We start from the raw sequence: 17,680 nt of genomic DNA on the forward strand, positions 1-17,680 counted from the left end.
TCAATTATCACTTCTCCGAGTAGGAGGGGGGTGATAATACGTGAGTGAAATAGCGTTGCTACTGCAAGGTGGACTGTTTCTCGTTGCATTGTTAACGTTCGTCGTCGTTTTAATAGACAAGCTCAAAAAATAACAACCCACCTATGCCTATAGAATGTGGGTTGTTTTGTTTGTAAGAAACAAATAGGATAAATGAACAATCCAATCTGCTAAGTTACGTGGACTAGTGTGTAGCCGCACACTAGTCTTTTTTATTTATATACAATTTATAATTGGTTTATGTGATTGTATTGTTCTTTTCATACTCATTATAACACAGTGTCTTTTCATCAAGAAAGGAGACCGTATGTTCTGGTCACTATTATATAGTAGGTGCTTTTTCTTTAAACAGCCCATCCATATACTGTTTTAAACTTTGGACATAAAATTTCTGTGTATTCACATTATTTACACCGACAATGGGTGATGGAAGGTCAAATCTTTTTTCTGATAAATGAACGACAACATCAAAGATGTCAAACAAGCGAATGAAGCAAAACAGACCGTCTTTATCGCTAAGTAAAATAAAGTAATGATTTTCACTACTTGTATTTAGCGTATTCCATAAAGAACTTTTGCTTAAATCACGTACAATGCTTTTTTCTTTTAGTTCCACGAAATCTGCATTTGAGAGAATGGTAGAAATATCAATTGCATCTTGATCTTCAAAGTAGCCATCAACTGCTTGTACAGCGAATGTATAAGCCATTTTTAATATACTCATTTTATATTTACGGTTATCTAATAGTAATTCACGTTGAATAGAACTCGCTACTTTCGTTACACGTTCCTCTTTCCAAATTTCATTATGTAAGGAAATATCGTGCTTTTTACATAGTTTCATAATTAATGCATTAGAATAAAGAATTTCGTCGCTTACTTCGACAACATCAGTCTCAGCAGCCGCAAGTTCCTCACCGTGCTCATTCGTATAGAGTGGGGAATCAATTTGTCTTTTCATTTGTTCAATCTTAAATTGACTCAATTTATGCCTAATTAAAGGACGATCAATATTTGTTGTCATTTGTTCATGACAAGTATCACAAATTGAGTTTGTGAAATAATATCCACATAATATTTCTGGAATGACATATTGTTCACTAAGTTCTTTCGTATCTTTTCTGCAAATGATGCATTGTGTCATTTTTATCACCTTTACCTGCAAATTTGTATGTAATCTCATTGTAGTGTATTTATCGGTATTTTGGAATATTGTAAAGGAAAATATTATGTGAAATTCATACTTATTTTGGTACAATGAAGAGAAGTGCTAGTTTAAAGGAGGCCATTTTTTTGAAATCAAAAGTGCACTTTTGGACATTAGAAGTGCTAATGGTTGTAGGAATCATATTTATTTGCACAAAAATATCATTTTTATTTCAACCGATTGGTATCTTCATATCAACATTATTTTTCCCAATCTTAATCGCGCTTTTTTTATACTTCATATTTAATCCTGTATTAATCTTTTTGGAGAATAAAAAAGTACCTAGAAATTTAGCGATATTGCTGTTATATCTTTTTATCATAACATTAACTGCGGTTGGCGTTGGAGTAGTTGTTCCTACGATTTCACAACAGCTAATGGACTTAGTAAAAAATATGCCAGGCTACATAAAAGAGGGAAAAGTATACATACAAGAATTATCACATCATAGGTTGTTTGAATGGTTATCTACACAAAACTACGTTTCCATTGAAACAATTGAAAAAAATGCGATTGAATACTTAAAAGATATACCAAATACAATTACGTCGAGTGCAACGGCTTTATTTGGTATTATCACGAACGTTGCATTAGTTGTATTTACTGTACCGTTCATTTTATTTTACATGTTTAAAGATGGACATGCCTTTCCAGGAAAAGCGGTAAGTTTATTACCAGAGTCTTACCGTGAAGAGGGGCTTCGTATCATTAAGGAAACGAACGAAACATTATCTGCATATATTCAAGGGCAAGCGCTCGTTTGTATATTTGTAGGTGCGTTTACTTTTATCGGTTATTTAATTATCGATTTACCGTACGCTTTCGTTTTAGGAATTATCGCAGCATTTACAAACATCATTCCTAACTTAGGTCCATTTATCGGGGCAGCACCAGCTGTTATTGTAGGACTGTTCGTATCTCCGATGCAAGCCTTATACGTAATTATTATCGTAACAATTGTACAACAGTTTGAAAGTAATATTATTTCACCACGTATTATGAGCTCGAAATTAAACATCCACCCATTAACAATTATTATCCTAATTTTAGGGGTAGGAAACTTTGCTGGAATCATCGGAATGATTTTAGCAGTACCAGTTTATGCAGTAACAAAAACAGTTGTTTCGAACTTAGTGAGATTGTTTAAGACGAAGAGAAGTAACCGAAAATAGTAAAAACTGAGGAAGATACACCGCTTTTTAAGTGGTGTATCTTTTGTTTATAAATAAATAATTAAAAGTGGGTTGATTTGATTTTATTATATATTTTTTATACATCAAATTCAGTGATAAACTTGTGTGATATAAGCTCTATAAAACTATGTGGAATCCCTCTGAACTATCCAAATCATTTCCTTACAGCGTGCTATCAACATCATAATCGACTCCTTTTAATTCTATATAGTTAAACGATTAAAGGTGAGTGTAGTACTTGCTTCTACGATCTCGAATTTCATCAATAACTTGTTTATATTGTCTTTCTTGTTTTAATTCATTTTGAGATATTGTTTCTTTTTGAATCGTAATCGTTAAAAAGAAAAGGTGAAACTTCATATGTGAATTCCTCCTTTCGAATTGGAATTACAGATGACTACAGTAATGACTTTGTCTTTCTTTTACAGAATTCATAGCCTGATTAATTTGTCGTTCATGAAGCATTTCAGACTCAGAAAGTTTATTTCTTTGAATGGTAATGGTTAAAAAGAATACTTTAAATTTCATAAAATAATTGCCCCTTTATAAATGATTTAGAAAAAACGAGTGTAATAAGAAATTATAGGTGACTACAGTAATGACTTTGTCTTTCTTTTACAGAATCCATAGCCTGATTAATTTGTCGCTCATGAAGCATTTCAGACTCGGAAAATTTATTTTTTTGAATGGTAATGGTTAAAAAGAATACTTTAAATTTCATAAAATAATTACCCCTTTATAAGTGATTTAGAAAAGACGAGTGTAATAAGAAGATTGACGCTCTTTTACTTCGTCCATAATGTTTTGAATGTGTTGTTCACGTAAAATCTCTTTCTGTGAGAGCTTACGTTTTTGAATAGTGATTGTTAAAAAGAATGCTTTAAATTTCATGAATATATTACCCCTTTAAAATATATTTTTAATACATTTGAGTGTAGTATGAACTTTTAATGTCAGTTATTTTATCAGTCAGTTGTTTTAACTGTTGTTTACGATTGATTTCAGTTTCAGATAAAGTATTTTTTTGAAGTGCAGTCGTAAAAAAGAAAATATGAAAAGTCATAAATGAATTCCTCCTTTCGAAAAGGAATTACAGGTGATCACAGTAAAGTGCTTGGCGCTCCTTAACATCATTCATAGCTTTTTCAATTTGCTCATTATGAAGAATTTCATCTTTGGAAATTGTATTTCTTTGAATCGTAATACTTAAAAACAATACGCTAATAGTCATTGAATGTTGCTCCTTTCTTAGAAAAATAATGTAAGAGACTAAAAAATCGCGCAAAAAAACCACAGGAAGATACAGTTCTCCTATGGCTGGGCGTGAAAAAGCCACAGGAAAGTATACGACCTCCTGTGGCGAATTTATGAATTAAATGAAATAAAGTACGATTTTCAATTCTCCATTAGGGTGGTCGAATTCATATTTAATTGTCCAGAAAACACAGGTGCAGTTAACGCTAAAGTTAATGCATGTAATTGTAATTTCATCATTTCCTTCGACCTCCTTTTAGAATTTTTTTCTTACGTTAGTAAGTATATACAATTAATGGATAATTGTAAACATAAAAAATGAAAATTTTTAATTTTGATTAAAATGCGTATATTTAAAAAGGGATTTGAAAGTAAATATTGTAATTAACGAAATATTGATAAAAATGGGGGATGCTAAATGAAATATATGCATCATAACATGATCGTTATGCTAACAATTTTTTTATTCATTGCGGCTTGTTCTAACGGAGAAAGAATAAAAGATATATATGATGTTAGGTCAGATGATTTTAAGAAATATACTGGGACATACGTTGGTAATAATTCAGATGTGGTTGCAATTGTTAATCATTTACCCGGTGGTGGAACAGTTCAAAGTATAAGTTTAGAAAATGAAAATATAAAAGTGAACTATGGTGCAAAAGAAAGTGGGGCTCTTACAGAAGAAATGATTGAGACGTATTGGTTTGATGAGAAGGATACGATGAAGAAGAATTTTTTCTTTAATGCTATATATTTAGTGATTTTAGTGCCAAATGCAAAAAGTTATGAGTTTCAGGTAGATAATAAAAACTTTAAGATAACGAGGGAAGAAATGTTATCAATTTTGCATAGTATATTCGATGATTTTCCAAAAGAAAAAGATATATGGGATAAAAATAAAGTTATAAAGTTCTTTAACGGCAATGAAGAAAAAATTAAAATGCTTGTGGAAGATAAAGATTTTCGGAAATCTTTATTTGCTAAATATCCAGTGAGCCAGTTGAAATAATGGAGGGGAGAAGATGGAGTTAGTATACAAAATTTCTTATCATAGAATGCAGGATTATTATTTACCTAAGTTAGTACAGGCGATTAGGCTCGTTAGTGAAGAAGATTTGTGGAAACAAGAGACCTCTGTTAATTCAATTGGTGGAATCGTACTACATATTTGTGAACATTTACAGAGAAATACAAGGCGTTATAAGGATCCCAATATAGTTTTTGAAAATGGAATTGAAGAATATTTTCCAATAAAACATTTAAGCTTCGAAACTTTGTTAAAAATTGTTGAAGAAACATTTGATGAGTGGGGAAAAGTATATATACAAGTATGGAAAGAAAAAAGGCATATTGATCTTCATAGTTTATTACATTTAGTGGAGCATACAAGTTATCATTTAGGGCAAATAGTAGATCGTACAAAGTCAATAAAGGGACAACAATTTAACTTTTGTCAAAATGGTATAAATGAAAAGAATTTGAGAACAAGAGTTGAAACCTCGAAATTTTAGAAAGAGAGTCATTCGTTTAAGAATGACTCTCTTTTTTGTAAAAGAAATTTATGGAAATAAATATATTTATGTGATATGGTTAATTACATAAGTAATGAACCTAAGAACCTAAGGTGGTGAAATTGTGAAACCTACTCTGGAGCAAAATAAATTAATATACTTACAAATTGCAGAAACGATTGAATCTGATATTTTAAAAGACATATTGCTTGAAGAAGAACAAGTTCCATCGACAAATCAATTTGCGAAGATGTTACAAATAAATCCGGCTACTGCAGCTAAAGGGGTGAATGTATTAGTGGATGAGGGGATTTTATATAAAAAGAGAGGGATCGGAATGTTTGTTGCAAAGGGAGCGAAAGAAGTCGTACTAAAAAAAAGACAAAATGCTTTTATGACTGAATATTTACCTAAAGTGTGGGAAGAAGCGAAAGTACTAGAAATATCAAAAAATGAATTGATGGATATGATTCAAAAGATTACGAAGGAGGGGAAAGAGGGATGATTGCACTTGAAACGAAAGAGATAACGAAAAAATATAAAAAGAAAATAGCTGTAAATGAAGTAACGATTTCATTAGAAGAGCAGAAAATATATGGTTTGCTTGGAAGGAACGGAGCAGGGAAAACGACACTATTAAATTTACTTGCAGGTCAAATTACTTCAAGTAGTGGAAGTGTATCAATATTTGGTGAAAATGTATTTGAAAATAGTAAAGCAATGCAAAATATTTGTTTCGTTAGAGTAAAAGAAGAGTCTCATTTAAGTTATAGAGTAAAAGAAATTTTTAAGATATGTAACATGTTTTATAAAAATTGGGATCAGAAGTTTGCTGAAGAACTGGCGGGTAAATTTCAGCTTAATATAACAGAGAAATACCATAAACTATCTCATGGCATGCAAACAGTTGTAGGAATTATTAAAGGGTTAGCAAGCAGAGCGACAATTACTATTTTTGATGAACCAACTACAGGATTAGACGCAGCACATCGTGAGTTATTTTATAGTTTACTACTAGAAGATTACGGGGAGTATCCCAGAACAATTATATTATCAACACATCTGGTAGAAGAAGTAACCCATGTTATTGAAGAAGTAATTATCATAAAAGAAGGTGCACTTGTTGTTCAATCAACAGTGGAAGATTTATTGCAACAAGGTCATATTATTTCAGGGCAAAAAGGTAAAGTGGAGGAGTTCTTGATTAATAAAAAAGTTATAAATAAAGAAATTTATGGGAATAAAGGTATTGCTGTTATATGGGAAGAGCTTTCTAATGAAGATTGTTACTCTCTTGAAAAAGAAGGTTTAGTAATTGATAGAATTACATTACAAAAACTATTTATTCACATGACTGGTGGTGAAGTGGAATGACGATGTTAATGAAACAATTGAGGTTACATATAAATTTTCATTATAAAGCAATTTTAATATTTTGGATTGTAGCTTTATTAATAAAAGGAGCTTTATATGCTGCTCATTTAAATGAAGCGAAAGTTGGTTATTTACCCGAAATTATCAATAATCCTTCAATTGCAATTATGATTTTTATAGTAGGGAGTGTTTTCATTGTTCAAGATGATGTATTTCGTTTAGCAGTTTCATTTGGTATAACGAGAATACAATATTTTATCGGAGCGATTTGTTATATTGTGTTGCAATCCGCATTGTTTTCATTCCTTCAAATACTGTTTTTACAAGATATAAAATATAACTTAGTAAATGTTAACTTTGGAGAGCAATTAATACAACAGTTTATTTTACAATTTTTATTTTATGTTACGATAGCATGTTTCTTTCAAGTAGTAGTAATTTTTAAGCAAAGATTTCAATGGATTGGTCTCATGATTGGTGGGTCGCTTTTCCTTTCAACAAATAGTGTGCTGTATGGAGAAGTAGGGATAAAAGGATTGTTATTTACAAATGATGTATCTTTAATAGATATCCCTTATTTTATTGTTATTTCAATTGGATTAACAATTCTTTATATCATAACTAGTAGTATATTTATTCGTAAAGTATCATTTGAACGAACAGTTTAAAATAGTGATAGATTATTTTTTTAGGGAGAAGGAAAATATATGGGAGACACGTCCTCACTAATAACCGTCTTTTTATGCATTGCACTACTAATATTTTGGCGTCGTTATCGCTCCATGCATAAGCCAATAAAGGGATCGGGAAAACGTATTTTATGGCCATTACTATTTTTAACACCAGGTATTGTATGGTTTTTAGGTCCCGTACATCCAGCTATATTGCAAGTGATTATAGCGGTATTCATTGGTGTACTTTTTGCTGTGCCGCTTATAGTATTAACAAATTATGAACGAAGAGATGATGGGAATATTTATACGAAAAAAAGTGCAGCTTTTTTAATTACTTTTATTGCACTTGTCGTTTTGAGATACGGTTCAAGAAAATATATTGTTGACTTAGATCAGCAAGCAATAGGTTTATTATTTTATGTTGTTGCAATATCGTATATTTTTCCTTGGAGAATTGCCTGTTATATAAAGTTTAGAAAAGTTTGGCGGGAAAATAATAATCATGCTATATGAAAACTTCTCATTTGAGAAGTTTTTTTATTTTTATAGGTAAGCAAAACAAGTTGTTGAAGGGCAGGCTATCATAGAATATGATACATATTATAATGAGGAAAAGTTGAGGGGATAAAAATGCGTACAATTTTACTTTTTCTAAACAACATGTCCATCGATAAAATAGAGAACATTAGACATAAACATGATCCTTTAGTTGGATTAATTCCACCGCATATAACAATCGTATTCCCATTTGAAAGTTCGATTTCAAATGATGAGCTGAAATTACATATTATAAATGTATCAAAACCGATACAGAATATAGAAATTGAATTTACGAATCAAATTACAAGTGAAAGAGAATATTTGTTTTTACGAGTTGAAAAGGGGAAAGAACAAATAGAGGAACTACATAATATTCTATATACAGGACCTTTATTACAATTTTTGAAAGAAGACATTCCGTACATCCCGCATGTAACAGTCGGAAGAAAAGAAAGTGCCGAATTAGCTGCTGAAGTAGTGAAGGAGATTCCTAGTTTTCATGGGAAGTTAAATTGTTTGATTGATAGAATAAGCGTGGAGCGAATTGGAGAGAACGGGGAATCAATTATTGAATTTGAAGTGCCATTTCTAAAAAGCTGACAAAAGTCAGCTTTTTATTTCGTAGCATGAAGTAATGCACCAATTGCACCGCTATTACCACCATCTTGTAAAAAGATTGGTGTTTTATTTTGATATTCGGTGTAGCTACTAATAATATGTTGAAGTTGTACGTTATTACATAAAGTCGAACCAATATAAATAATATGTTCAATGTTTTTTGTTTCAGCGAATTGAAGGCTTAATGCAGTAACGACTTCACCGACAAGTCCTTGTACAGTAGCTAGTATATCGGAGCTACTATTATTTGATTCTGTAATGGCTGCTTTTCCGAAGTTACTAGCAGTTAAGTTATTATCGATAGGGGAAAGAATACCACCATAAATATCTCCAACCGTAATATCTAGTTCTTTTCTAGATCCTACTTTTGTTAGAGGTATTATATCTTCAAAATGATCTATATTTGTTAACAATTTTGAGAGTCCCATAATAGTCCCACCGCCAACTCCGGTTCCACCAGCGCGAATATATTGTTCATTATAAACATAATGGATAGAAGTACCTGTACCGATATTGGTTAAAATAAAATTGTTTATAGTATGTTGTTCTTCTTTTAATATGAATTGGACACCTGCAAGAGTAGCTTCAAATTCGCTTAGCTCTATTATTTTATATGAACCTGTAAGCAGTTGCTGTAATAGTTTCGATTTACCACCCGTAATACATATTTGTTTTATGCCATTGTTGTTTTTAATCCAATCTATTATTTTATGTTGTTCATGCGAATAAAATTTTTCAAAAGTTAATAGCTTTTTTTTGTTAAAATAAGCTATTTTCGTTAATGTGCCTCCAGCATCGATACCGATAGTACGTTCCATTTTCCTGCTCCTAACTACGTAATATATTTTCCTATTTACTTAATTGGTTGAGAATAGATATTTCCAACTGATATAAGGAACATTTTAATCTGCTTGATATATTAATAGTTTTTCTATAGTTACAATAGGCTGGTCGTTTACAGTTGCAATACCTTTACCAAGAACAAAACCTCGGCGATTGCGCGTTAGCTCATAATGTAAATCAAGTTTATCACCGGAATATGCTTTTCCGTGGAATTCAATTCCATCTAAAGAGGAGAGGAATCCTAGTCCTTCAGAATCACTTGTATGTACAAATGCACTAAGCTGAGCAAGTGCTTCTACAATTAACATATGAGGCATATGTTTGTGACTATCATTTATAAACCATTCGTTATTTGTAATGAGTTTATATCCTGTAACGAATTCATCTTGTTTTACATTTGTTACTTTATCAATCATTAAAAATGGATAACGATGGGGAAGTGTGTCTTTAATATGCATATGAAAGTACCTCCAATTAATAATACCCCTGCTAAAGTTAAGCAGGGGAGTCGGAATTAATTTTTAACTAATTCATTTACTTTTTCAAGAACGAAAATGCCGCTATTTCTAATGTTTTCAACAACTTGTTGCAATACTTCTTTATCTTGAACGAGTGCAATACGTACGAAGCCTTCTCCGTGAGGTCCAAATGCATGACCAGGTGTAACAACGACATTCGCACGATCCATTAATGCATAAGCGAAGTCTAGAGAAGTCCACCCTTGTGGAATTTCTGCCCAGACAAACATACTACCAGCTGGCTTATCGACATTCCAGCCAAATGTTCGGAATCCATCGACTAAAGTATCTCTCCGTTCTTGATAAATATTGCGGTTTTTCTCACAAAATGCAGCGCCATTTCTTAGTGCTGCAGATGCCGCTTTTTGAATTGGTAAAAATACACCGTAATCGGTATTAGATTTAAATTGAGTAAGTGCACGAACAATTTCTTCGTTTCCAATCATATATCCAATACGGCTACCCGCTAAACTATAACTTTTTGACAAAGAATTGATTTCTACACCAACTTCTTTAGCACCAGGTACAGAGAGGAAGCTAATTGGCTTATTACCATCGAAATAAAATTCAGCATAAGCAAAATCATGGACAACGATAATATTATGTTTTTTCGCGAATGCGATTACTTCTTTAAAGAAATCTTCATGAGCCATTGCTGGAACGGGATTCCCTGGGAAGTTTAAAATCATCATCTTTGCTTGATCGGCAATTTCTTTAGGGATGACTTCTAAGTCTGGTAAGAAATCATTCTCTTTCTTTAAAGGCATGTAGTAAGATGTTGCACCAGCCATTTGAATACCTGTTTCATAAGCTGTATATCCTGGATCAGGAACTAATATAATATCACCTGGATTTGCATAAACCATAGGTAAATGAACGAGCCCGTCTTGTGAACCCATTAATAATAAAACTTCTTTATCCGCATTTAATAAAACGTTATGAGTGTTGTTGTAATATTCAGTTACAGCTTCGTGAAATTCTTGAATACCTGATAATGTATACCCGTAGCTCTCTTTCTCACTCGCTGTATGTACCATTGTTTCTCTTACAAAATCAGCGGGCGGCATATCAGGATTTCCGATGCTCAAATCAATCATGTTATGACCTGCTGCAATTTTTTCTTTTTTATAGGCTCCTAATTCACTAAATATAGAAGATTGGAATGCTTTCATTCTAGTTGCTAACGTGTAAGTCATCAAAACCCCTCCTAAAACAGTGCTTTCATTCTGCGTTTTTAATTATTCTGAAAACACATGTTTATATTTTATCATTTTTTTATGAAAATTAAAACGATTGACAAATTTAGAGGAAGGATTAGCCTATTTTGAAAAGTATCGATGTAAATAGCGTAGATGTGTTAATTGAAATGTCTATTATAGGATTCATTTTATATAACTTAAGGTATTTTCTAGTTTTTATTAAGTATATTTCTCATGTTTTGAATGAAAAAGAATACGAAAACAAGGGCTGTTTTTGTGGCCGATTTCTAAAGTGAAATAACGCAGAAAATATTTTCTGCGTCTCCTCTGAAATGTAATCATTTCTTTTTATATGTGCATAATTTTTCGGCTGTCAAAAAGTATACATTTAATGTACCGTCGGCAACTTTTAAAGTTTGGTCCGATGTAAATGAATTACCATAATCAATGTGATATACATTAGAATTTTTGACAAATGAGCCTTTATATAAATCGTCTTTATTCTTTGTTGTCTGCATTTCTACTAAATTTTGCACAATTTCCTCTTTATTTTCTTTTTTGACAACTGTTTCAAATTTATAATATACAGGGCATTCACCTTTTTTATTGTCAACGACTTCCCAAGAACCGTATATATCGTTATTGCTGCATCCACTAAGTAGGATGATTAGTATAGGAATTGTAAGTAGAACCTTTTTCATTTTGTGCTCCTTTCTTTTAAATTTGAATAAACGTGCGAATACGATAGGGATATTATAATAAATAAAGTTTAAATTTTTTTAAAGAATTATTTAATTTCATATAAAAATTTAAGAGAAATTAAATAAGCATGAATCTAGTGTAAAGTCAGATTCATGCTAGTACTATAGCCTATGTTATGTCTTTTTTGAGGATAAATAAAGAGGAAAGCAGAATCACTATTCCATTTAATATATATACGCTTGCGATCATAAAGGCTAACGTACCTGCGCCAAATCCTGCTTTATCGAATATAGAAGCAAATGTTGCGATAGTCAAAAAAATAATGGGAGTCAGTAGTAAAAATATGAAACCTGCCACGATTCTTTTTTTAAAACTATGTCCAGATAAGGAAATGGCTAAAAAGTTTAGGATGCTAAAAAGAGCAATTGCAAAGAGCAGGACAATAAATACTTCGATGCCATCAGACATTTTACCACTCCTTTTATAAAGAGTACTTTTTATAATCTATTCGAAATAAAAGGGGGATACTCCTTTAGGTAATTTCAATAAACGTAATAAATAGGCGTATTATAAAACAAAGAAGTATGGATTCAATATTAGACCCATACTTCTTTGTTTATTTTATAAATTTGCAGATTGCGAATGCTGTTTTTCATAATGTTTCTGCTTAGAAAGGGAAATAGAAATAATCAATAATGAAACGACTCCAAAGATGAGAACCATATATTGTAACCCAATTGTATCTAAGAAGAAGCCTGTGCCAAGTAAGACGATTTGGAACATAACCCTCTCAAACATATTACGGAATGAGAAGAGGCGACCGTGATAACTTTTTTCCACTTTCGTTTGGAAAATCGTCGACATAATAGGGAAGAAGCAGCCAACACTAAACCCAAACAAACCAAATGATGTAAGAGCCATCCATTTTATATCGCTAAAGAACAATGACAGATGTGCAAAAGCAGTACAAACTGCGAAGAAATATAGTAATTTTTCAGGTTTGAAATGATCAGATAGACGTTTAATTACGAAGGCACCTAACATAAATGCGACACCTTCAATTGTATATATGAACCCTTTAATCGTAGGATCATGTTGCATTTCGCTAATGTTAATAACCATTAAATTAAACCCAGCTATAAATAATAGAGGGATGATACTTAATATAAGTGCTGTAAAAGCAATAGGAATTCCTTTTAAAATACGAAATACTTCCATAAAGCTATTATCTTTTGCAGCTTGTTTACTTGGTGTTGTTGATTTCTTGTCTTCGAATTGTAGGAAGAAAGTCGAGAGGAATAATAAGGCGTATGCTGCCATTGAGAAGGCATACATGTACTGTAAACTCATCACAACTAAAAGAATTCCACCTAGTGAAGTGCCTGCAATACGAGCAATTGTACCAACATTCATATGTACACCGTTCATTTGTAATAACTCATGCTCACGTACGATGAGTGGAATTACAGATTGTAATGCAGGGAAATAAAATGCTGCTGAAATTTGAAGAGCAACCATAAATGCGATCATAAATGCGATACTTTCAAATTGAATAGCAAAAAACATGAAAATAACACTTAAAACTCGACCAAACCCAGCGTAAAGAAGAACTTTTTTCTTTTCATACTGATCGATGACACGGCCAGCCATAGGTCCAACTAGAACACCGGCTAATAGTCCGATAAATAATATAACTGATTTCATGAAATCAGAAGGGACATATTTTTGCATAAATTCAAGGTTGCCAAGAATACCAAGCCATAATCCTAGACCTGCAATAAACTCCCCAATTAAAACAATCCAAACGTTTTTATTACGCCACATAACATTAAAACCTCTCCGTCTTTTAAAATGAAAAACTCGTATATAAAACCTCCTTATTTATGTATTCTTTTCATACGAACTTTTTTAGAGTCAGAGTCTATATTACGTGTTTCATAATTGGATTTCAATCTTTTTGATTGGTCAAAAATTTGATGTGTTAATTGATGAAATAAGTGAATCAAAACGTAAAAAAATTATGATTAAAGCTAATAGAAAGTAAGGATACATATAAAAAAGCAAGAACGTATAACTACGCCTCGCTTTTCTCAAGTACAAAATTAAATATTAGATTCACTTAGCAACATTTACGCTCTTGTCCAATAGCTAAAGCGCTAAAAGATAGTGGGCCAACAACTTCTGCGCTTGCACCACTAGTAAGGTTTTCTACAGTTAATGAATATTCGTGTGTTCCACTGCTAACGTTTTGATCTATAGCTTGAAATGTTTGTACGTAGAATTGTTCAGAATCTGTAGATTCAATACCTACTTGCGCATTAAAAATTTCAATGTTATCACGGAAAATTCGGAATAAAACTTGTGAAGTCTCAGTTATACCTTCTACACCAATTGTAGCGATTAATTCTACTCGATTATTACGTGAATCTCTACTTGAAATTCTCAATTTCAAATTTGCTAAAATTGCTTTATTTGGAGAAGCTGGGATTGCAAAAGTTGTTTCACCAGTTTTACTAATAGGTTGAGTAGCTTGGTAATCAATGATATGAGTCATATTCTTCACCTCCTCATATACTAGAATATGAAAATAGTGAAGAATTAGCTTGGACAAATACTAGATTATTTAATAGAGTCAACAACAATTATTGAAAAGAAGAAATTCACATAAAAGCATTAAGAATATATCACAATAAGATGATATGCTTCTTAATGCTTTTTGTAATTAAGCAGAGTATTCTTCTTTACGTACTTCAAAAAATTCATTACGTCGTAAGTAATTATAAATTTTCTCTGAAACCTCTTCTTCTTCAGACACCAAGAAACGATGATCAAAAGCGTAGAAAGATTGACCTTTAATTAATTTTACGTAATACATATTAAACGCCTCCTGACACTAGATTATTACTTGCTTCATATTTATGATGGCCTATATGTCTGCTAAAAATACTTGAAGTTTCAAAGGGGATAAGCAGAGGGATGAAAGAGCTTACAATTCTGTAAGGTTTATGTCACCTTTTTCGATAGTTTACATTCGCTAATTTCTTCTATACTACAAATAAGTTACATAAAATAAGGGGGTAAAAAGATGGATGAAGTAATTGGAGAAGTTGTAGCAGGTATTTGTGAGTTTGTAGTGGAAGTAACAGCGGATGCTATAGGAAATTTAGTTTCCGGAAATGATGAGGAAAAAGAAACATTATAATAATTTGTAAAAGAATAAAGTTGATCGAATTATAAAGGCTGATTTCTAAAGGGGATTCAGCTTTTTTATTTTTTACATTATATTAACTTAATTTGAATATTCATTTGTTATCATATTTAAGAAGCCTATATAAGGAGGTGAATAAACAAATATGTCGAATTCAGGGCCTGATTTATCTGTTTCTCGTTTGATTGTGGTAAATATAGAGGAAAAAGAATATCATTTTATTGTTCGTGAACATCCGATTGTAGGGAAATTTATATCGCTATTTGAAAATGGAAAAGAATATGGTTTAATAGATAAACAAATCGCTAATAAAGATAAATTTATTACATCGGAGCTTACTAAGTTAGATTATTTTAATATAGATGTTTTATATCTTACACCTGGGTGGATATGGATTGGTATGGATCAATTTGGTTTACATGCTCGTGAGGCTACTTATAACGAAGTAGATGTTATTATGAAGTTGAAAGAGGATTTATATTATATAGATATATATGAAGAAATAAAAATGTAGTAAATATTTAGTCAGGTTAGGGGGCAAGTTCCCGTAGCCTTTTTTTGTTTAATGAAATAACGTATAATCATATTATTTTGATTATACGGGAACGTGATGAGAAGTGAGATGAAAAGAGGATTTGAAAATACATGAAGAGAATTGTAATAATTATATGAGTCGTATATGTAAATAACAATAGAAAGAAGATGATAATATGAGTAAAGAAGAGCTTGTGAAAAAACAGTTTGGCAGTAATGCAGATAAATATGTAAATAGTAAAATACATGCTAAAGGACTGGATTTACAATATGTAGTTCAACAAGTTGAGTCTCGTCATAATAATCGTCTTCTTGATGTTGCTACTGGTGGCGGACATGTGGCAAATATGTTAGCACCCATGTTTGAAGAAGTAGTTGCACTTGATTTAACAGAACAGATGTTAGAAAAAGCAAAAGTTTTTATAAAGCAGAATGGGCATGAAAATGTATCTTTTGTAGCAGGAAACGCAGAGGATTTACCATTTGTAGACCATTTTTTTGATACAATCACATGCCGGATTGCAGCCCATCATTTTACGAATCCGGCTCAATTTATTTATGAAGTAAATCGTACATTGAAGGATAATGGATTATTCATCTTAACAGATAATGTTTCGCCAGAAAATAATGAATATGATACATTTTATAATTTTATAGAAAAAAAGCGAGACCCAAGTCATGAACGAGCTCTAAAAAAGACAGAATGGCTTACTTTATTAGAAAAAAACGGTTTGCAAATGCAGTCATGTCTTACTTTTGATAAGAAGTTTGATTTTGACTGGTGGTGTAATATGATGGATGTCCCTTTACAAAAGCGTGAAAAATTAACAGAATGTATGATGAAAGCACCAAACGAAATGAAGGGATATTTTAATATTCAATTTAAAAATAATAAAGTAGAATCGTTCTATACTGAAATGGCTATGTTTATATGTAAAAAAAGTACAACGTTAAAAAGATAAATGTGTTGCAGTCTTTCTGAAGTACGATATACTTAGTACAGAGAAACTGAGAATTGAGGAATAGTTATAATGATTCGTGTACGCATTGAAGGTTCTGAGGAAGAAATGCTTGAATTTATGGGGAAAATGCCAGACATTCCTGGATTTGAAAAGACACATATGAGAGAGCCGAGAAAAGGAAATAACCCGAAATATGATTCAAGTAAAAATGTACTTGCATATTTGTCTTATAAAAAGATTGAAGTCGCCAATAAATAGGCGACTTTTTTAGTTTGCGCTGTTTCACCGCCTTGTCTTTTTCACATAATAATAATAGTAGATTGTGCTTAAGAGGGGTGAGAATAGTTAATAAGAAAATTATCTTTTTTGGAGATTTTGGTATTGATGACGCCGTAGCGTTAATTTATGCAAATAAAACATGTAAATTAGATATTCTAGGTATTGTTGCTGAGTACGGGAATGTATCACGAGATATCGTTACGGAAAATGTTTATTTTTTAGAAAGGTACTATGCTACACAAGTGAAAATTATTGAAGGTGCGAGTAGACCGATGACAGCTGAAGAGCCTTTGTTTTTCCCTGAAATCCACGGGGATCACGGTTTAGGTCCTATTATTCCACCTGAGATGAGAATTTATAAACGAGAAAATTTTTGTGAATTAATCAAATTAATCGAACCTTGTCCAGAAGATATTATAATTGTGGCGACAGGGAGACTAACGACGCTTGCTACGTTATTTTTATTGTATCCAAATATAATGGATCGTATTTGTTCGTATTATATAATGGGCGGCGCTTTCCTATTTCCAGGTAATGTTACACCAGTATCTGAAGCGAATTTTTATGGTGATCCAATTGCAGCAAATATTGTTATGAAATATGCGAAAAACGCTAGCATATACCCGTTAAATGTAACACAGGGCGCGCTTATTACGCCTGAAATGGCCAATATAATAGATAAACAAGGAACTGGACAGGCGAAACTCATTAAACCAATGATTGATTTTTATTATGAGAATTTCTATAAAAAAGAATATCCGGGTATTGGTGGAAGTCCTATACACGATTTACTACCGTTTATCTCGTTTATAAATGACAGTATTTTCGAATATAAAAAATCGGCAGTGTGGATTAGTACGACAAATGATGTGACTAGGGGCCAAAGTGTAGCAGACTTTAGAAAAATAGCTGAGCCAACAAGGTTTGATGATCGGCCGATTCAAAGAATTGCTGTTGGTTTTAACTATGCAGCTTTTAAAGAAGAGTTTATGCGAACAATATTGAAGCCAGATTGTTCTTAA

The 17,680-nt window shown here is 31.9% G+C and carries 28 protein-coding genes; 13 read left to right on the forward strand and 15 right to left on the reverse strand.

Translation table 11 applies throughout. From position 1 onward, the window contains the following. Positions 1–40: 40 nt before the first annotated feature. Positions 41–133 (forward strand): putative holin-like toxin, encoded by a 93-nt coding sequence (locus HMAS_RS28045; RefSeq protein ID WP_001289320.1) that lies wholly within the window; start codon positions 41–43, stop codon positions 131–133. A gap of 228 nt (positions 134–361) precedes the next feature. Here HMAS_RS28045 and HMAS_RS09860 read toward each other — a convergent pair whose 3' ends face one another. After that, positions 362–1,183, reverse strand: a complete 822-nt coding sequence (locus HMAS_RS09860; protein WP_000189709.1) for an HNH endonuclease — start codon at positions 1,181–1,183, stop codon at positions 362–364. A gap of 149 nt (positions 1,184–1,332) precedes the next feature. Between HMAS_RS09860 and HMAS_RS09865 the strand changes: the two genes are divergently transcribed. Next, on the forward strand, positions 1,333–2,418 hold the full coding sequence (locus tag HMAS_RS09865) for an AI-2E family transporter (protein WP_000837892.1): 1,086 nt from the start codon (positions 1,333–1,335) through the stop codon (positions 2,416–2,418). A 240-nt stretch (positions 2,419–2,658) separates the two neighbouring features. Here the strand turns inward: HMAS_RS09865 and HMAS_RS09870 are convergent, their stop codons facing one another. From HMAS_RS09870 to HMAS_RS09895, 6 genes are read right to left on the reverse strand one after another with little or no spacing between them, the layout of a single operon-like run. After that, on the reverse strand, positions 2,659–2,799 hold the full coding sequence (locus tag HMAS_RS09870; RefSeq protein WP_000668497.1) for a YrzI family small protein: 141 nt from the start codon (positions 2,797–2,799) through the stop codon (positions 2,659–2,661). Positions 2,800–2,826: 27 nt separating this feature from the next. Further along, on the reverse strand, positions 2,827–2,967 hold the full coding sequence (locus HMAS_RS09875) for a YrzI family small protein (RefSeq protein ID WP_000669817.1): 141 nt from the start codon (positions 2,965–2,967) through the stop codon (positions 2,827–2,829). A gap of 52 nt (positions 2,968–3,019) precedes the next feature. Continuing rightward, on the reverse strand, positions 3,020–3,160 hold the full coding sequence (locus HMAS_RS09880; RefSeq protein WP_000669805.1) for a YrzI family small protein: 141 nt from the start codon (positions 3,158–3,160) through the stop codon (positions 3,020–3,022). A 26-nt stretch (positions 3,161–3,186) separates the two neighbouring features. Then, on the reverse strand, positions 3,187–3,330 hold the full coding sequence (locus HMAS_RS09885) for a YrzI family small protein (RefSeq protein WP_000668963.1): 144 nt from the start codon (positions 3,328–3,330) through the stop codon (positions 3,187–3,189). Positions 3,331–3,358: 28 nt separating this feature from the next. After that, complete coding sequence (locus tag HMAS_RS09890; protein WP_000142708.1) at positions 3,359–3,502, reverse strand: YrzI family small protein; 144 nt, start codon at positions 3,500–3,502, stop codon at positions 3,359–3,361. Between the two features lie 27 nt (positions 3,503–3,529). Next, a complete protein-coding gene (locus tag HMAS_RS09895; protein WP_000156193.1) occupies positions 3,530–3,670 on the reverse strand; it encodes a YrzI family small protein in 141 nt (46 codons plus the stop codon). A gap of 441 nt (positions 3,671–4,111) precedes the next feature. Here HMAS_RS09895 and HMAS_RS09900 point away from each other — a divergent pair, with 441 nt between their 5' ends. From HMAS_RS09900 to HMAS_RS09930, 7 genes are all read left to right on the forward strand, one after another. Next, on the forward strand, positions 4,112–4,705 hold the full coding sequence (locus HMAS_RS09900; RefSeq protein WP_000876539.1) for a DUF4825 domain-containing protein: 594 nt from the start codon (positions 4,112–4,114) through the stop codon (positions 4,703–4,705). 13 nt (positions 4,706–4,718) lie between these two features. After that, the gene (locus HMAS_RS09905; RefSeq protein ID WP_000424646.1) at positions 4,719–5,207 is read left to right on the forward strand and encodes a DinB family protein; all 489 of its coding nucleotides are present in this window, start codon (positions 4,719–4,721) and stop codon (positions 5,205–5,207) included. A 124-nt stretch (positions 5,208–5,331) separates the two neighbouring features. Then, positions 5,332–5,712 carry a GntR family transcriptional regulator gene (locus HMAS_RS09910; RefSeq protein WP_000805190.1) on the forward strand — a complete coding sequence of 127 codons (381 nt, stop codon included), beginning with the start codon at positions 5,332–5,334 and terminating at the stop codon, positions 5,710–5,712. After that, a complete protein-coding gene (locus HMAS_RS09915) occupies positions 5,709–6,581 on the forward strand; it encodes an ABC transporter ATP-binding protein (RefSeq protein ID WP_000560928.1) in 873 nt (290 codons plus the stop codon). The genes HMAS_RS09910 and HMAS_RS09915 overlap by 4 nt, the downstream gene beginning before the upstream one ends. Beyond that, the gene (locus HMAS_RS09920) at positions 6,578–7,249 is read left to right on the forward strand and encodes a DUF4052 domain-containing protein (protein ID WP_044306581.1); all 672 of its coding nucleotides are present in this window, start codon (positions 6,578–6,580) and stop codon (positions 7,247–7,249) included. The genes HMAS_RS09915 and HMAS_RS09920 overlap by 4 nt, the downstream gene beginning before the upstream one ends. 39 nt (positions 7,250–7,288) lie before the next feature. Further along, entirely contained in the window at positions 7,289–7,768 is a 480-nt protein-coding gene (locus HMAS_RS09925) for a CcdC family protein (protein WP_000502964.1), read from the forward strand. A gap of 117 nt (positions 7,769–7,885) precedes the next feature. Then, a complete protein-coding gene (locus HMAS_RS09930) occupies positions 7,886–8,395 on the forward strand; it encodes a 2'-5' RNA ligase family protein (RefSeq protein ID WP_001259210.1) in 510 nt (169 codons plus the stop codon). Positions 8,396–8,409: 14 nt separating this feature from the next. Here HMAS_RS09930 and coaW read toward each other — a convergent pair whose 3' ends face one another. The 8 genes from coaW to HMAS_RS09970 form a co-directional block, all read right to left on the reverse strand. Next, the gene (coaW, locus tag HMAS_RS09935) at positions 8,410–9,231 is read right to left on the reverse strand and encodes a type II pantothenate kinase (protein WP_000442501.1); all 822 of its coding nucleotides are present in this window, start codon (positions 9,229–9,231) and stop codon (positions 8,410–8,412) included. 84 nt (positions 9,232–9,315) lie between these two features. Next, positions 9,316–9,714 carry a 3-hydroxyacyl-ACP dehydratase FabZ family protein gene (locus HMAS_RS09940; RefSeq protein ID WP_000547648.1) on the reverse strand — a complete coding sequence of 133 codons (399 nt, stop codon included), beginning with the start codon at positions 9,712–9,714 and terminating at the stop codon, positions 9,316–9,318. Positions 9,715–9,770: 56 nt separating this feature from the next. Then, positions 9,771–10,970 (reverse strand): LL-diaminopimelate aminotransferase, encoded by a 1,200-nt coding sequence (locus tag HMAS_RS09945; RefSeq protein WP_000222701.1) that lies wholly within the window; start codon positions 10,968–10,970, stop codon positions 9,771–9,773. Between the two features lie 341 nt (positions 10,971–11,311). After that, positions 11,312–11,674 carry a hypothetical protein gene (locus tag HMAS_RS09950; RefSeq protein ID WP_000757017.1) on the reverse strand — a complete coding sequence of 121 codons (363 nt, stop codon included), beginning with the start codon at positions 11,672–11,674 and terminating at the stop codon, positions 11,312–11,314. A 169-nt stretch (positions 11,675–11,843) separates the two neighbouring features. Beyond that, complete coding sequence (locus HMAS_RS09955) at positions 11,844–12,143, reverse strand: hypothetical protein (protein WP_001279462.1); 300 nt, start codon at positions 12,141–12,143, stop codon at positions 11,844–11,846. Between the two features lie 153 nt (positions 12,144–12,296). Beyond that, a complete protein-coding gene (locus tag HMAS_RS09960) occupies positions 12,297–13,499 on the reverse strand; it encodes an MFS transporter (protein WP_000269261.1) in 1,203 nt (400 codons plus the stop codon). 295 nt (positions 13,500–13,794) lie between these two features. After that, positions 13,795–14,229 (reverse strand): exosporium protein ExsC, encoded by a 435-nt coding sequence (exsC, locus tag HMAS_RS09965; protein ID WP_000148797.1) that lies wholly within the window; start codon positions 14,227–14,229, stop codon positions 13,795–13,797. A 168-nt stretch (positions 14,230–14,397) separates the two neighbouring features. Beyond that, a complete protein-coding gene (locus HMAS_RS09970) occupies positions 14,398–14,550 on the reverse strand; it encodes a YqbF domain-containing protein (protein ID WP_000291905.1) in 153 nt (50 codons plus the stop codon). A 478-nt stretch (positions 14,551–15,028) separates the two neighbouring features. On the opposite strand from HMAS_RS09970, the gene HMAS_RS09975 reads away from it, so the two are divergent. The 4 genes from HMAS_RS09975 to HMAS_RS09990 all read left to right on the forward strand — a co-directional run bounded on the left by HMAS_RS09975 (position 15,029) and on the right by HMAS_RS09990 (position 17,680). Next, positions 15,029–15,397 (forward strand): hypothetical protein, encoded by a 369-nt coding sequence (locus HMAS_RS09975; RefSeq protein ID WP_000071478.1) that lies wholly within the window; start codon positions 15,029–15,031, stop codon positions 15,395–15,397. Positions 15,398–15,593: 196 nt separating this feature from the next. After that, the gene (locus tag HMAS_RS09980; protein WP_116344774.1) at positions 15,594–16,379 is read left to right on the forward strand and encodes a class I SAM-dependent methyltransferase; all 786 of its coding nucleotides are present in this window, start codon (positions 15,594–15,596) and stop codon (positions 16,377–16,379) included. A 69-nt stretch (positions 16,380–16,448) separates the two neighbouring features. Then, positions 16,449–16,637, forward strand: a complete 189-nt coding sequence (locus HMAS_RS09985) for a DUF3970 family protein (protein ID WP_000621873.1) — start codon at positions 16,449–16,451, stop codon at positions 16,635–16,637. 77 nt (positions 16,638–16,714) lie between these two features. Further along, positions 16,715–17,680 carry a nucleoside hydrolase gene (locus HMAS_RS09990; RefSeq protein WP_025709532.1) on the forward strand — a complete coding sequence of 322 codons (966 nt, stop codon included), beginning with the start codon at positions 16,715–16,717 and terminating at the stop codon, positions 17,678–17,680.

The sequence above is a fragment of the Bacillus sp. HMA207 genome (assembly GCF_003402455.1).
In the GTDB taxonomy this organism is placed as follows: Bacteria; Bacillota; Bacilli; order Bacillales; family Bacillaceae_G; genus Bacillus_A; species Bacillus_A cereus.